Source organism: Chryseobacterium vietnamense (assembly GCF_031454475.1).
GTDB lineage: Bacteria > Bacteroidota > Bacteroidia > Flavobacteriales > Weeksellaceae > Chryseobacterium > Chryseobacterium vietnamense.
The window spans coordinates 154,067-169,224 of sequence record NZ_JAVDQX010000002.1; the positions used below are offsets into that span (position 1 = coordinate 154,067).

Sequence of the window (15,158 nt, forward strand, 5' to 3'; positions counted from 1 at the left end):
ATATGCCGACAGAAGCCCGTGTGGTACCTTTCGTGGACTTTGTTGTCAAATGACAATTGTTTTTATCCGCGACTTTTATACCTTTATATTTCCGCAATCCGTGGTTATATCAAAATATGGAAGAGCTTTTTACTTATATCAAAAAATTCGGAACACTGAATCCTCAGGATGAGCTGTTGATTGCTGAAGGAATTCAGGAAATAACGGTCAAAAAGGGAGATCCTTTCATAGAAGCCGGGAAAGTAAGTCAGAGAATTGCTTTTGTGAAGGAAGGTGTTTTCCGGTCTTTGTACTATAACAAGCAAGGTGATGATTTTACACGGTATTTTATTTATGAAGGACGATTTATTGGAGACTTTCAGGGCTTTACCGATCAGCTGCCGGCACATGAAGATATTGAAGCGATTACCGATGCTATATTGCTGGTCATTGACCGTGAGCATTTTAAAATCCTGGAAGAAAAAATTGCGGTATGGCCTATTTTGTTTGCAAGAATCCACGCTTTTGTAGTAGAAAATAAACTGAAGGTCGCCAGTATCATGCTCAATCAGGATGCAAAATCTCGTTACATTCATTTTTTAAATCATTATCCAGGGCTGGCCAACAGAGTTCCGCAATCTATGCTGGCTTCCTATCTTGGCGTGACCCCTTCTTCACTGAGCAGAATCAGGAGAAATATAGTGTAGGATTATTAATGATAGATGTTAATTGATTAATGATGTGAGTGGGAGAGTTGTGAATGGCTTCTAACCTCTGATATTTAGCTTCTCATTTCTGATCAGATCTCTTTTTATCAAATGGCAATGGTGTTTCCTGCTGACTGTCATAGCTTTGCTTCATAAAATTTAAAGTACGAATATGGATATTGTATTAGGACTACAATGGGGAGATGAAGGAAAGGGAAAGTTCATTGATCTGATCAGTGAAAATTACGACATTACAGCTCGTTTTAACGGCGGATCTAATGCTGGGCACAGCATTGAAAGAAACGGACGCAGAATAACGCTTAAAATGATTCCTTCGGGAATCTTTATGAATGGAGTGAAGAATATAATCGGAACCGGAACTGTTATTGATCCGGTAAGTTTTAAAAAAGAAATTCTGAATCTTCAGGTATTTGATAAAACCATTCAGCCGGAAAACAGTATCATTATTTCCCAAAAAGCACATCTGGTAATGCCAACGCATAAGCTTCTGGATATTTTTATGGAGGAAAGTCCCGGGTATACCACTATCGGAAGTACAAAAAATGGGATTGCCCAGGCGTATTCAAACAAAATATTAAGACAGAATCTAAGAGTAGGGGATATATTTTTACCGGATTTTCAAAGCAGAGCGCAGCATATTCTTAATAGAGATTACAAAATGCTGGAAGAGGAAGGAATGATTGTTCTGCCTGCTTTGGAAGAAATCAGTAAAGAGTTTTTTGATGCGGTGGAATTCCTTAAAAAATTCAGTTGTACAGAGACTGAAATTTATCTTAACACAGCTTTATCTGAAGGTAAAAAAGTATTGGCAGAAGGATCTCAGGCAGCCATGTTGGATATTGATCATGGTACCTATCCGTATGTAACGTCTTCCTCAACGACTGCATCAGGAGCGAGTAGCGGTTTGGGTGTTTCACCTAAAAAGATCGGTGAGATTTACGGAATAGCGAAAGCATATTGTACCCGGGTGGGAAATGGAGCATTTCCAACGGAACTCTTAGATGAATTTGGAGATGATCTCAGAATGAAAGGAAATGAATTTGGTTCCAATACAGGACGCCCGAGAAGAACAGGTTGGCTGGATTTGCCTGCTTTAAAATATGCAGTAATGATCAACGGAGTCACTCAGCTGGTTCTGACAAAAGCTGATGTTTTAAGTGGATTGAAATCTGTGGCAGTTTGTACCCATTATGAACTGGAAGATGGAAAAACAGTCGCTATTTCAGGTTTGCTTCCGGAAAACGGAAAACCCGTACTGAAATGGATGAATGGCTGGAATGCTGATTTTTCTGCAATGAAAAGTCCTTCTGAATTACCCGGTGAAATGAACGAATTTCTATCATTTCTGGAAACGGAACTGGGAATTCCGGTGGCTTATCTTTCTACCGGGCCTGGAAGAAATGAAATGTTGAAATTAATCTAATAAATAGTTCTCAAATAGAAAGAGGTTAGGAAGTTTATTTCCTAACCTCTTTTTTGTAAGAAGAAATTTAATTAACTTTTGTAAGGATAAAGCGTTGCTTTATAGAAGGCTGCACCGTTTGATCTGTAGTACCGATGACAATAGGAGTAAGATTGGTTGTTAAACCATCTTTTACTTCTAGCCTCAGTGCCGGCGCATTCTTGGGAGCAAATCCAAAACCATTATTTCCCAGATTGAATAATAACCATTTCTGAGAATCTGTATTAGCATTGGTTCTTAATTCAACAGCTGTTCCATTTGTTGTCCCATTACTTTTCACAGTTAAAACCTTTGCAGGATCCAATATTGATTTAATAATGTAATACCCATGATCTGATTTAGTGAAAGTAAATCTCTGGTTGTTCCCTGTAGAAGCTGAATACAGAATTATACCCGTGCCATCTGTAGTGGAACTTCCGGTAATATCTACATTTTTATCATTCGCTAAAGCTGTTGTCATCGTATAAGTTCCGTTGATTGCAGAACTGGCATTAACAGGTCCATATAAATGATTGATACCCGCATAATCACCTGCAGACAATCCTGTTCTTTGCTTGGTAAATGTAGATCCGTCCAGTTTGGTCATTACCGGTTGGCTTGCGTCTATAGCAAAGTCTGTAGACTGATACATCATGACTGAACCGAAATCAAATGCACCATGTCCTGCATAATCATTATAAAGATTGAAGTTATGACGGCTTCCTTCCACCGCTTTGTTAACATCTACAATGATGTACTGATCTCTATCTGGGCGGCACTGCTCATGCATGATTCCCATAGAATGCATTATTTCGTGAGCAATAATGGCGGGATAGGTAATGTTGTAAATTTTAATACCGTTAACTCTGTTTTTTTGCCATCCAAGCGGAGAACTGTTGGACGTTGTATAAGTAAAGGTGATATATTCTGTCTGGTTGGTCCGTTCAACAAACTGCATACTGGTTTGTGAAGAAATCATATCAAACGCTTTGTTGATATTGGTCAGGAATGTATTATAATTCTGAGTACTCAGAGTTCCCTGGCTTGGTAATGTATAATACACTGTTGCATTGGGCCATGTCTTAATAAAGGAACTTACAATGGTACTTTTTTCGGCAGTTGATATTTCAGGGTTGGCCTGCTTTTGTAATACACTAAACTGTTCGGGGCTAATCGTAATATCTTCTGCATAAAAGTATTCTCCATTTACTTCATTAATGTACGTGTATTTTTCGTCAATTAATAATTTGTGAATCTTTGCATTGTCCAGCTTTGTGGTTGTAGGATCTGTTGAATCAGTTTGAGGACTTTCAATGTCTGACCTACATGAATTCAGGGCCAGAACAAGGCATCCTGATAATAGTAATAGTTTGCTTTTCATATTATTTAATATTGGTTTGGTGATCAAGGTTTAAAATATGAACAGCTCTATTATTATCCTACGCATCAAATTATAAAAATACATCAATTCCTAAGTTTTGATTAAGTTCTTCATTATAATTCAGCTGTGTAATGTAAATATATTAATAAAAATGATATTTACATATAACATAATATAATGATTGTTTTGTTGTATTTTTATTTATAATGTGTATTTATTTCGTTAATAAAATTATTTTAATTTAATTTTTGCTGTTAAATTTTAAATTTAATTATTTCACGGATTTTTGATATAGTGTATTGAAATACATATTTTACCGGCATAAAGTTTATTTTGTTAGAAAATTGATAAGATATGCTGGAATTTTTAATATTCTTCGACTCTAAATAATACTATTTTTTTCCTATTATTTTTTTTAAATATTAGGGTCAGGATACAACGGGTCGATTAAGGCTTCCTGTAATACAGATATAAAAAAAGCGGGGAAAATACCCCGCTTTATGTTTATGCTTTTAAATTCAATTGTAATTCTAATTCGTCGAGCTGTGCATCGGCAATAGAAGCTGGTGCGTCAATCATTACATCTCGTCCTGAATTGTTCTTAGGGAAAGCGATATAATCTCTGATCACTTCGTTTCCGTCAAGAATCGCTACCAAACGGTCAAACCCGAATGCTAAACCTCCATGTGGCGGAGCTCCATATTTGAATGCATTCATCAGGAATCCAAACTGAGCTTCCGCTTCCTCTCTGGTAAATCCTAATAAATCAAACATTTTAGACTGAAGATCTCTGTTAAAAATTCTGATAGATCCTCCTCCGATTTCGTTTCCGTTCAGAACCATATCATAAGCGTTGGCTCTTGCTTTTCCTGGATCAGTTTCCAGTAAGTGGATATCTTCCGGTTTTGGAGACGTGAAAGGGTGGTGCATTGCATGGTATCTTTCAGTGTCTTCATCCCACTCCAATAGAGGGAAATCAACAACCCAAAGTGGTGCAAACTCGTTTCCTTTTCTTAATCCCAAACGGTTTCCAAGTTCCATTCTCAATGCTGAAAGCTGTGCTCTTACTTTATTTTCGTTTCCGGAAAGAATCAACATTAAGTCTCCTTCTTTTGCTCCGAATTTTTCAATGATTTTTGCTAAATCTTCCTCGTTGTAGAATTTGTTCACTGATGAGGTTTTTACACCATCATTCTGGAATTTTACCCAAACCATTCCTGAAGCTCCGATCTGAGGACGTTTTACCCAATCCACAAGTTCATCGATTTGTTTTCTTGTGTATTCTGCGCATCCTTCTACATTGATTCCGACTACTAATTCAGCGTCATCAAATATTTTAAAGTCTTTTCCTTTTACCAGTTCATTCAGTTCTACGAACTCCATTCCGAATCGGATATCCGGTTTGTCATTTCCGTATTTTCTCATCGCATCTGCGAAAGTCATTCTTGGGAAGTTTCCGAATTCCTGACCTGTAATATCTTTTAAAAGGGTTTTAGTCATTCCTTCAAATACGTTCATAACGTCTTCCTGCTCTACAAATGCCATTTCACAGTCGATCTGTGTAAACTCCGGCTGTCTGTCGGCTCTTAAATCCTCATCACGGAAACATTTCACAATCTGGAAATATTTATCCATTCCACCTACCATCAAAAGCTGTTTGAATGTCTGTGGAGACTGTGGTAATGCATAAAACTGTCCAGGGTTCATTCTGCTTGGTACAACAAAATCTCTTGCTCCTTCCGGAGTAGACTTGATCAAAACAGGTGTTTCCACTTCAATGAAACCTTCTTCAGATAAGTAATTTCTTACTTTTTGTGCCATCTTGTGACGGAAGATCAGTTTATCTTTTACCGGATTTCTTCTGATATCCAGGTAACGGTATTTCATTCTTAATTCTTCACCGCCATCCGTTTCATCCTCAATAGTGAAAGGAGGAAGCTGAGAATCGTTCAGAATAGTCAGTTTCTCTACCAGGATTTCAATTTCCCCTGTTGGAATATTAGGGTTTTTGCTTACTCTTTCAATAACTCTTCCGGTAGCCTGAATCACAAATTCACGGCCCAGTTTCTTAGCTTCTTCCATCAATTGTGCTGAAGAGCGGTCCTGGTCAAAAACCAGCTGGGTAATTCCGTAACGATCTCGAAGATCTACCCAAATCATAAATCCTTTATCACGGATAGTCTGTACCCATCCTGATAGTGTAACTTCTTCATTCAGATTTTTCAGAGATAGCTCTCCGTTGGTGTGTGATCGAAACATAATTATTTGTTTAAAGTTCAATGTTTAAGGTTCAATTCCGAACCTTGAATTTTTCGTTGGCAAAGATAAGATTTTTGCAGGTTTTATAAATAAAAAAAACTCCCTTTCGGAAGTTTCATATATTGTTTTTAGATTTTTTTAAATTCTGTTACCACCTTTTGCGATCAGAATTCTCTTTACTTCTTCGCTGCCTTTTGTTTCATCAGCTACTTCAAGAGGTGTTTTATTCTGACATTTTTTATTCACATTCGCTTTGCTATCCAAAAGGAAGTTGATAATATTCTTTCTGTCAGACATTACGCTGAAACCAAGAGGTGAATAAAGTATATTTCCAACAAGGAAACATTTGTTGTAATCTCCCGGGGCAAACTGTTTCTTAAATGTTGCTATATCATCAGAATAAATGGCTTTCATCTTTTCCTGAGTCATCTTCTGAGCAGATAACATACTGCCAGACAGTAACATTCCAAATAGAAAGGTAGTAGAGATTATTTTTTTCATAAGAATAATTTTTAAGAATATACAAATCTAAATTAAATTTTATTACCAATTGCTAAGTTTTGATAATAATTATCTTTCTATTCATTAGCTTATTCTCTTATTAATTATAAAATCGTAAAACTCCTGTTTTGCAGATTATGTTCTCCATCCTTATTCCAAAAGCTTGATGATATCAGGTTTTTCATATTTTTTGGCATAATCCAGAGCTGTATAACCGGACGATGTTTTAGTATCCTTCTTTACTCCATTTGCCAGGAGTTTCTTTGCAAATTCAGTGTTGCCATATTTTGCTGTAAACATCAATGGCGTTTTTCCGTCACAAGTCTTTTCTAAATCTGCCTTTTCATCAATCAGCTTTTGAAATACTTCTTTACTGTTCATTTTAATAGCTAGGCCTAACAACGTATAAGCATTGTTTTCAATTTTATAGCATGCATTCATGTTGTCTTTGTTGATGAGGTTGTTAAAATAAGCTGTATTATCGTACTTTAACATTTGTTTGTGCTCATTGGTGAGTTCCTGTGCTGTTGCTGCAATTGAAAATAGCACGAATGTGACAATAATTGTTTTTAAAGTTAGATAGAGTTTCATGTTATATATTTTTTATGGTTTAAATTCCAGTATATCTCCAGGTTGGCAATTCAATGCTGTACAAATGGCTTCTAAGGTTGAAATTTTTAATGCTTTGGCTTTTCCATTTTTTAAAATTGAAAGATTAGCCTGTGTAATTCCTATTTTTTCGGCCAACTCCTGGGACTGCATTTTTCGTTTTGCAAGCATTACATCAATATTGATTATTATCGGCATGATTATATAGTTAAGTCATTTTCTGATTGTAATTCATATCCCTTTTTAAAAAATTCTATAATAAAAAGTATAATAATTCCTAAGGTGAGATGGAGCAGTATAAATATTGGATCTATGCTGTATATAGATTGATCCATGAAATATAAAATAGTGCAATAAATGGGGATAAAGATTATATTAAGCACAGCAAAGAGTTTTAGATCCTGAATAACTTTTGTATTAAAAATAATCTCCGAACTCATTCCTTTGAAAATTCTAAACAAATAAAAAGTAAACAGACTGTAAAATCCGATGAAAAAAGAAATTGAAATAAAAGTGTGTAAGGTGTAACTTCCTTTAATAATAGAATCAGATAATGGTATTTTAAATTGAAAATCTAAAGAATCAGAAGCTGTTTTTGTTAATTCATTGTTGAAAATTCCAGTTTTAAAAGTTTCGGAAAAAAAATGAGTTCCCTGGTGTATATTAATATATATGATAACGAAACCAAAAATTATATAGCTTACATAGAGTAATTGAGCTATTGAGCCAGCCAACAGGATTTTATTTAAAACAGTGGAGATAGATTTTTCACCAATTAATTTCATGAGATATTTTATTTGTTGTAAATATATAATAATTTATCGTATTACGATAAATTATTATTGTAAAATTGATTTTATTTGATTTTACTTTACATGGGGATTACCAGAAAAAATATTAAAAACTTTTCATATGCGAACTTTTAATTGTTTTTGAATAGATACTTTTGCTAAGTAAACTAAAGAGAATCATGACAAAATATATTGAATTTTTGAAAAAAGCTTTCAGTGGTGAAGAAACTGATTTTACGAAAGTGAATATCAGAAGTGCTGTACTGCTTTTAGCAATTCCCATGATGCTGGAAATGGCTATGGAATCCGTATTTGCGCTTGTGGATCTTTATTTTGTCGGCCATCTGAAAGAAAGTGGGTTTGCTATTCAGACCGTAGGACTTACCGAATCTGTACTTTCCATAATGTATTCCATTGCGATTGGAATGAGTATGGCAGCAACAGCGCTGGTAGCAAGACGAATTGGTGAAAAAAATCCGGAACAGGCTTCCAGAAGTGCGGCGCAGGTATTACTCGTTTCATTTGCGATCACTTTTGTTTTAAGCTTACTCGGAGTATTCTTTGCTGAAGAAATTCTGATTCTGATGGGTTCAAAACCGGAAGCAGCAGCTTATGGGAAGGATTTTACCAGAATTATGATGGGAAGCAGCACGATTATTATGCTTTTATTTTTAATTAATGGTATTTTCAGAGGGGCCGGAAATGCAATGATAGCGATGAAAAGCTTATGGATAGCCAATATTGCCAACATTATTCTCTGTCCGATTCTGATAAAAGGCTTAGGACCAGTTCCTGCTTTGGGGCTTACAGGAGCTGCTTTGGCAACCACAATAGGACGTAGCATTGGGGTTATTTATCAGTTGTATCATCTTTTAGTAGCCGATACTCAGATAAGAATTAAACTTTCTTATTTTAAACCAAATTTTGAGTTAATTAAATCTATTATAAAAATTGCAACTCCCGGAATTTTTCAGTTTGTCATTGCTTCATGCAGTTGGATTTTCCTGGCGGAACTTGTAGCGACTACGGGAGGGGAAAATGCATCGGCAGGTTATCAGACTGCTTTAAGACTGATGATGTTCTTTATGCTTCCGGCATGGGGATTGAGTAATGCTGCCTCTACATTGGTGGGACAGAATATGGGAGCGAATGAAATGTTGAGAGCAGAACAGTCGGTGATGAAAACAGTAAAATATAATGTCATTTTTATGCTGATAGTAAGTATGATATTTCTTTTTATGGGTAATTTTTTAGTTGGGTTTTTTACTCAGGAAACTGCCATTAAAGACTTTGCCAAGAATGCACTTCAGATTATGAGTATAGGATTTATTTTCTATGGCATCGGGATGGTGATGATTAATGCCTTTAATGGAGCCGGTGATACATGGACTCCCACCTGGGTTAATCTTTTTGGATTCTGGCTGTTTCAGATTCCGCTGGCGTATTTTTTATCAAAATATCTTGATATGGGTCCAAAAGGAGTTTTTATCTCGATTCCTGCCGCAGAAACTTTAATTACCATTGTTGCTTTTGTTCTATTTAAAAAAGGAAAATGGAAGACGGTAAAAGTTTAAAAGGCTGGAAGATGTTCCTGGCAGCATTAAATGTTTAAACAGTCCTTTGTTAGCAAAATGAAAAAAGATAACTGATCTGCAGATTAAGAATCGAAATTGGTAACCTGATGGTAACTTCCAGCCTCCTCTTCCAGCTTCCTTCTTATTTTTATAAAACTTTAACAGCTTTATTAATTGGATTTTAGTATTGTATTTTTTAAATTCGTACAACAACAAATACATACTACTATGGGAAAAGGTGACAAAAAATCAAGAAGAGGAAAAATTAATTCCGGAAGTTATGGTAAAAGAAGACCTAAAAAAGCTTCAAAATCTTTTGCCGCTTCTGCAGAAAAATCTAAAAAGTAATTAAAAATAAAAAAGACCGAAGATGATATCTCCGGTCTTTTTTTATGAAAATTAAATTAATTATTTACCTCCCAAAATATTACCAAGGATGCTGCCTAAGCCGCCACCTTGTTGCTGGTTCCCACCGCCACCTAATACACTTCCCAAAATATCGTTCAGTGGATTTCCTGATGATTGAGATTGCCCGCCGCCGCCTCCGAGAACACTTCCAAGAATGTCATTCAAAGGATTAGACTGCTGAGCTTGTGCCTGATTGGAAGCATTTCCAAGGATTCCTCCTAAAAGATCTCCCAGGCCGCCCGCTCCTACATTACTCTGTTGTTTTTGCTGTCCGATATAACCCATTACTACAGGTGCCAGCATGGCAAGGATAGGACCAATTTTGTCTATTGAAATTCCTGTGTTTTGTGACAATTGGTTTTCAACAGTACTTTTTTGTCCACCGAAGATATGATCAAGAATAGATCCTCCTTCAGCCTGTCTTGCTTCAATTTGTGAAGCATCATTTAAAATACTTCCGTTATGGTCTTTATCTAAAGCATTATTTAAAGCTTCTGCTTCTTTAGCATCCTGAGATTTATTTCTGAGATAAGAAATGATAAGAGGTGTAGCAACAGCTAATAAGGCAATTACCTGGTTTTTGCTGATTCCGAATTTATTTTCAGCCTGTTCAGCAACCTGGTTGCCTGTGTTCCCTGTAAGTAGGTCAATTAAACTCATTTTTTGTGTTTATTTAGTATTAAGTACACCAAAGTTATCAAAAAATATGCCTCAGAAAATGACCGTTTCTCACAATTATTGTTAAAGTTTCTGAGAGCTGTTGAGAAGGTCTTAGTTTTTAATGATAGGAACATTTGAACATGCTTCTCCGAACATCAGAGATTTTACAATAGGTTTTAGCTGTTCTACCAGTTCTATATAAGCATTTTCAGGAATTTCTTTATCCGAACATCCTTTCACCAGTACTCTTTTTCCTCTCATTTCCTCAAAATCATGGGTCTGGATTGCATTATGCATTAAGATAACTTCCAGATCCTCGCGGTTTCCAAAAACCACTTTCTTTGCTACATCTGTAATTTTAGCTGTCAAAACAAAATAAGCCCAAAGAGGAATAATAGTGTCTACAGAATTGTAAATGTATATATATGCGTCTTTATATTGTTCCGTATCGATAGCATCTACCTTTTCACGGAAATCTTTTTCTTTCAGGATCATCTCCTGAAAAAGGAAATCTTTAAGGTCAATACCCTTTCTTTCCCCTTTTGGCAGTAAAGTGGTAAGGTCAAAATTGATAAGGCCGCTTTCTGCAACTTTATTCCGGATTTCAAATTCTTCTGACATTTTTTATCATTATCTTTGAACAAATTTACGAATTAAGATTATATCTGTCTTAATTTGTTCTCTATCCTTACTATAGAAATGAAGTATTATATTATTGCAGGAGAAGCTTCCGGTGATTTGCATGGCAGCAACCTGATGAAAGCCTTACAACAAAAAGATCCCAACGCGGAATTCAGATTTTGGGGTGGCGACCTGATGAAAGCTCAGGGCGGAACGTTGGTGAAACATTACCGCGATCTTGCTTTTATGGGATTTCTGGAAGTGGTGATGAACCTCCGTACCATTCTCAATAATATTAAGTTCTGTAAAGAGGATATTCAGAAGAACAGACCTGATGTATTGATCCTGGTAGATTATCCGGGGTTTAATCTGAGAATTGCCAGATTTGCCAAAGAACTTGGGATCAAAGTCGTTTATTATATTTCACCACAGCTTTGGGCTTGGAAAGAAGGGCGGGTAGAGATTATCAAAAAATATGTGGATGAAATGATGGTCATCCTTCCTTTCGAAGAAGATTTTTATAGAAAACATGGGGTTCACTCTCATTTTGTAGGGCATCCGTTGCTGGATGCTATTTCGGATCTGCAGGAAATCAGCATTGAAAAATTCAAAGCAGAGCATGGTTTGAACGAAAAAGAGATCATCGCATTGCTGCCAGGTTCCAGAGAACAGGAGGTAGAAAAAATGCTTGAGATTATGCTTTCCGTAAGACCGCAATTTCAGAACTATCAGTTTGTGATTGCCGGAGCACCAAGTCTTCCAAAAGAATTTTATGAGAAATATGTGGATGCCAATGTTCATTTTGTTTCTAATAAAACCTATGATCTGCTGAGATGTTCAAAAGCCGCTCTGGTGACTTCCGGAACTGCAACATTGGAAACTGCTTTGCTGAATATCCCTGAAGTAGTTTGCTATCGTGGAAGTAAGATTTCCTATGCTATTGCTAAAAGACTGGTTAAAAATATCAATTATATTTCTCTGGTTAACCTGATTATGGACAAAGAAGTGGTGAAAGAATTGATTCAAAATGATCTGAATACTAAAAACCTGGTAGAAGAGCTCAATAAAATTATATCAGGAGAGAAAAGACAGCAGGTTCTGAATGATTATCATCTTCTGAGAGAAAAGCTTGGCGGAAAAGGAGCTAGTGAGCACGCTGCTGACGTGATATTAAGATACAATTAATTATAAAAAAAGCATCCTTTGTGGGATGCCTTTTTATAATATTTCTCTTAAAGTATTGATTTTTTTTTCTTTTTCACTTATTGATTCAAGTTTAGTTTCTAGTTTTAAATTTAAATTACCTAGACTCTTTAAAAGAGCATCATTTTTTTTAGAAAGACTATTGAATAGACTTTCATACTTCTCATATGAAATTTCTTTTCTGTCGCCTATTATTGGAGAGCATTCGTTCTTTAATGTACGAATTTCTAAAAGCTCAAATCTGTAATTATCATTTTCCATCATAAGAATTAACCCAGGCAAGCCATTAAAAATAAAAGGACCTTCCTGAAAAGGTAAATCATTGGTAAACCAAGCGATCCATTTTTTGTTTTTATAAATCACTTCTGCTTGCTGACAATTATATTTTCCAATAGTTTTTTTTCCTTTTTTTATTATCCATTCTAGCTTAAGAGGTTTACTGGTCATAATGTTAAGTTCTCCTACCTTGTCGAATAATTTAATATCAAATGATTTATCTTTAAAAATAATCAACTCTGACCTAGACACTATGTCTTTAAAACAATATCCTGACTCATAAAATAAACTATAATCTTTTTCAAGATTTAAATCATAATCTGAAATAATAGTATTTTCTTTTATAAATCTATATTTTACTGTAAGATTTTGAGAAAGAATAGAAATGGAGCTAAAGAAGATTCCAATGAAAATTAATCTTTTGAATTTATTCATTAGAACGTTTATTTAACTCTGATGCAAAGAAAATTAAAGGCCCAATAATTGGCATAAAACATACAATTAAATGCCATATTAATCTTTTATGTGATTTCAATTTACTTATTTTAATAATTGCTATGCAAAAACTTAAAATAAGTAAGAAATAGAAAATTAAAAGTATTGTTAATGAAATATTCATCATAATTTTTATTATAATTTATCCTATAGGAGCAAATGATTTTACTGGTTTATTACCAGACGCTGCGCAGTGTGCTGCTGCCACACCATACATTATCACTGCACATTGTGGTGATAAATCACAAGTAATAGAACATGCTGTGTCGCTGTCGCAATTTTTCTTAATATAATCATACGTTTCTTTAATACAAGAAAGTTGATCTACTAATGATATTGAAGGATTAACAAAACCTAATTTAACATTATATTTTCCATCTACTTTTTGTGCATCAAAATGTGCAACAAGTGTACCATTTTCATCATATTGCTCTATGGAACCATTTCCAGTTTGATTGAGAAGCGTCTTCTCATATAATGCAACAGTATTATAAGGCATAAGTGTTACATAGTCAATCCTAGACCCATTACAAACTTGTAGACGTATTAGGTTTGAAGTTTCATTAATTTTAATAACTTCAGCCGTTTTCAAATCAAAATTTTCTTTCTTAATATTAAAGTTTTTAGAAATTTTTAAAAAACTTTCTGTTTTGAAAAAATCTTCAATTTGATTGGTAGGAACTGATTTTTTAGAAAGAACTATATCTTTCTTAGAATTAATGTTTGCTACAACAGTTATTGTTGGCATTGTTATCAATGCAAATGCTAAAATAATTTTTTTCATCATTTGTAAATATAAAAAGTTATGTTTCGAATGTAAGGTAAAGAATAGAATAATTCTAGTGAATTTTAGAATATTTTATTATGTTAATTGCTGATAATGAGTAATGTGTGTTTTTCGTGCAAAGCTCGATTTTTTTAAATTATTATTGAGTTTATGTGTTTAATCCATTTGTTTTTATAAGGGAAATTTCTTTTTTTAGAAAAAGAATTCTAAAATTATTTATCTTTACATTATAGTAATTAGACCAAAACTTAAAGGCTTAGAAGCATGAAAGAACATAAATACAGTATATTGCTGTGGTCATATTGAAAGTATAGTTCTTGCTGAGTTTCTGATTATTTAATTTTAACTATGAAGTATTGTACCCGTTTTTTGTTATTACTGACTCTCACATTATTTTTCTCAAACAGTTTTGCTCAGCAGAACACTCAAAGAGATAAAGTCCAGATATTTTATTACGGCTGGTACGCCAATCCTGCAACAGACGGAGATTATCAACACTGGAATCATGAGATCCTTCCGCACTGGAGCAATCCGAAGTGGAACAATCTGGGGCATCATAAAGGAGGAGATGATATCGGAGCTAATTTTTATCCTGCCCTTGGAAATTATAGTTCCAATGACACAAAGATCATTGAAAAACATATGGAAATGATCAAAGAATCCGGAGTGGGAGTGGTCGTTGTGAGTTGGTTGGGAAAAGATTCGTTTACAGATAAAAGTCTTATCAAATACCTTGATATTGCGGATCGGTTTGATTTAAAAATAGCATTTCACATTGAGCCATTTTATAAAAACACTTCAGAATTAAAAGAGCAGCTTTCTTATCTTGTAAAAACGTATTCCAATCATCATGCCTTCTATAAAAAGGAAGGGAAACCTCTGTTTTATGTCTATGATAGCTATAAAATTCCTAAAGAAGAATGGGTGAAAATACTATCCAAAGATGGAGAAAAAACAGTCAGAAATACAGATCTGGATGCTTTTTATATCGGGCTGTGGGTGGAGAAAGATGATGCAAAGTTTTTTGAGTCATCCGGCTTTGATGGTTTTTATACCTATTTTGCCAGCGAAGGATTTGTATATGGAAGTACAACTGCGAATTGGGATTTTATGGCCAACTTCGCTAAAGATCACCATCTGATTTTTATTCCTTGTCTGGGCCCTGGATATTCCGATACAAGAATCCGTCCATGGAATGAAGCCAATTTCAAAAGCAGAGATCAAGGAAAATATTATAAAAAAATGTTTGATGCTGCTGTGAAAGTAAATCCTGAATTTATTGGGATTACCTCATTCAATGAATGGCATGAAGGAACACAAATAGAGCCTGCTGTTCCTAAAAAGGCAGGTGATTTCAAATATGAAGATTATGGTAACGATCCTTTATTTTATATCAAAGAAACGAAACGTTTGACGGATAAATTTCTGAAAAAGAGATAGTATAC

Annotated in this window: 16 protein-coding genes; 6 read left to right on the forward strand and 10 right to left on the reverse strand. The window is 34.7% G+C overall.

Annotation, left to right across the window (positions count from 1 at the left end; translation table 11 throughout):
• Nucleotides 1-116: 116 nt before the first annotated feature.
• Both J2786_RS09965 and J2786_RS09970 read left to right on the forward strand, forming a co-directional pair.
• A complete protein-coding gene (locus tag J2786_RS09965; protein WP_047435534.1) occupies nucleotides 117-686 on the forward strand; it encodes a Crp/Fnr family transcriptional regulator in 570 nt (189 codons plus the stop codon).
• Nucleotides 687-858: 172 nt separating this feature from the next.
• Nucleotides 859-2,130 (forward strand): adenylosuccinate synthase, encoded by a 1,272-nt coding sequence (locus J2786_RS09970; protein WP_047435530.1) that lies wholly within the window; start codon nucleotides 859-861, stop codon nucleotides 2,128-2,130.
• Between the two features lie 67 nt (nucleotides 2,131-2,197).
• On the opposite strand, the gene J2786_RS09975 is transcribed toward J2786_RS09970, so the two are convergent.
• The 6 genes from J2786_RS09975 to J2786_RS10000 all read right to left on the reverse strand — a co-directional run bounded on the left by J2786_RS09975 (nucleotide 2,198) and on the right by J2786_RS10000 (nucleotide 7,683).
• Nucleotides 2,198-3,529 (reverse strand): M12 family metallopeptidase, encoded by a 1,332-nt coding sequence (locus J2786_RS09975; RefSeq protein WP_047435527.1) that lies wholly within the window; start codon nucleotides 3,527-3,529, stop codon nucleotides 2,198-2,200.
• Between the two features lie 504 nt (nucleotides 3,530-4,033).
• Complete coding sequence (aspS, locus tag J2786_RS09980) at nucleotides 4,034-5,788, reverse strand: aspartate--tRNA ligase (protein WP_047435524.1); 1,755 nt, start codon at nucleotides 5,786-5,788, stop codon at nucleotides 4,034-4,036.
• A 138-nt stretch (nucleotides 5,789-5,926) separates the two neighbouring features.
• Entirely contained in the window at nucleotides 5,927-6,289 is a 363-nt protein-coding gene (locus J2786_RS09985; RefSeq protein WP_142018015.1) for an ankyrin repeat domain-containing protein, read from the reverse strand.
• 150 nt (nucleotides 6,290-6,439) lie between these two features.
• A complete protein-coding gene (locus tag J2786_RS09990; RefSeq protein WP_047435520.1) occupies nucleotides 6,440-6,880 on the reverse strand; it encodes an ankyrin repeat domain-containing protein in 441 nt (146 codons plus the stop codon).
• Nucleotides 6,881-6,892: 12 nt separating this feature from the next.
• A complete protein-coding gene (locus J2786_RS09995; RefSeq protein ID WP_082002040.1) occupies nucleotides 6,893-7,096 on the reverse strand; it encodes a helix-turn-helix domain-containing protein in 204 nt (67 codons plus the stop codon).
• Nucleotides 7,097-7,098: 2 nt separating this feature from the next.
• Entirely contained in the window at nucleotides 7,099-7,683 is a 585-nt protein-coding gene (locus J2786_RS10000) for a DUF2975 domain-containing protein (protein WP_047435517.1), read from the reverse strand.
• A gap of 185 nt (nucleotides 7,684-7,868) precedes the next feature.
• Between J2786_RS10000 and J2786_RS10005 the strand changes: the two genes are divergently transcribed.
• Entirely contained in the window at nucleotides 7,869-9,263 is a 1,395-nt protein-coding gene (locus J2786_RS10005) for an MATE family efflux transporter (protein ID WP_047435515.1), read from the forward strand.
• 228 nt (nucleotides 9,264-9,491) lie between these two features.
• A complete protein-coding gene (locus J2786_RS10010) occupies nucleotides 9,492-9,611 on the forward strand; it encodes a 30S ribosomal protein THX (RefSeq protein ID WP_082002039.1) in 120 nt (39 codons plus the stop codon).
• 60 nt (nucleotides 9,612-9,671) lie between these two features.
• On the opposite strand, the gene J2786_RS10015 is transcribed toward J2786_RS10010, so the two are convergent.
• On the reverse strand, nucleotides 9,672-10,331 hold the full coding sequence (locus J2786_RS10015; protein ID WP_047435512.1) for a DUF937 domain-containing protein: 660 nt from the start codon (nucleotides 10,329-10,331) through the stop codon (nucleotides 9,672-9,674).
• Nucleotides 10,332-10,442: 111 nt separating this feature from the next.
• Nucleotides 10,443-10,952 carry a DUF2480 family protein gene (locus J2786_RS10020; RefSeq protein WP_047435509.1) on the reverse strand — a complete coding sequence of 170 codons (510 nt, stop codon included), beginning with the start codon at nucleotides 10,950-10,952 and terminating at the stop codon, nucleotides 10,443-10,445.
• Nucleotides 10,953-11,030: 78 nt separating this feature from the next.
• Between J2786_RS10020 and lpxB the strand changes: the two genes are divergently transcribed.
• Nucleotides 11,031-12,137, forward strand: a complete 1,107-nt coding sequence (lpxB, locus tag J2786_RS10025; protein WP_047435507.1) for a lipid-A-disaccharide synthase — start codon at nucleotides 11,031-11,033, stop codon at nucleotides 12,135-12,137.
• Nucleotides 12,138-12,170: 33 nt separating this feature from the next.
• Here lpxB and J2786_RS10030 read toward each other — a convergent pair whose 3' ends face one another.
• Together J2786_RS10030 and J2786_RS10035 are read right to left on the reverse strand one after the other, a co-directional pair.
• Nucleotides 12,171-12,866: a GLPGLI family protein gene (locus J2786_RS10030; protein ID WP_052187138.1), complete on the reverse strand. Its 696-nt coding sequence runs from the start codon at nucleotides 12,864-12,866 to the stop codon at nucleotides 12,171-12,173.
• Between the two features lie 202 nt (nucleotides 12,867-13,068).
• Nucleotides 13,069-13,713, reverse strand: coding sequence for a hypothetical protein (locus tag J2786_RS10035; protein WP_310024999.1), 645 nt, complete (start codon nucleotides 13,711-13,713; stop codon nucleotides 13,069-13,071).
• A gap of 348 nt (nucleotides 13,714-14,061) precedes the next feature.
• Between J2786_RS10035 and J2786_RS10040 the strand changes: the two genes are divergently transcribed.
• Nucleotides 14,062-15,153 (forward strand): glycoside hydrolase family 99 protein, encoded by a 1,092-nt coding sequence (locus tag J2786_RS10040; protein ID WP_047435498.1) that lies wholly within the window; start codon nucleotides 14,062-14,064, stop codon nucleotides 15,151-15,153.
• Nucleotides 15,154-15,158 lie beyond the last annotated feature (5 nt).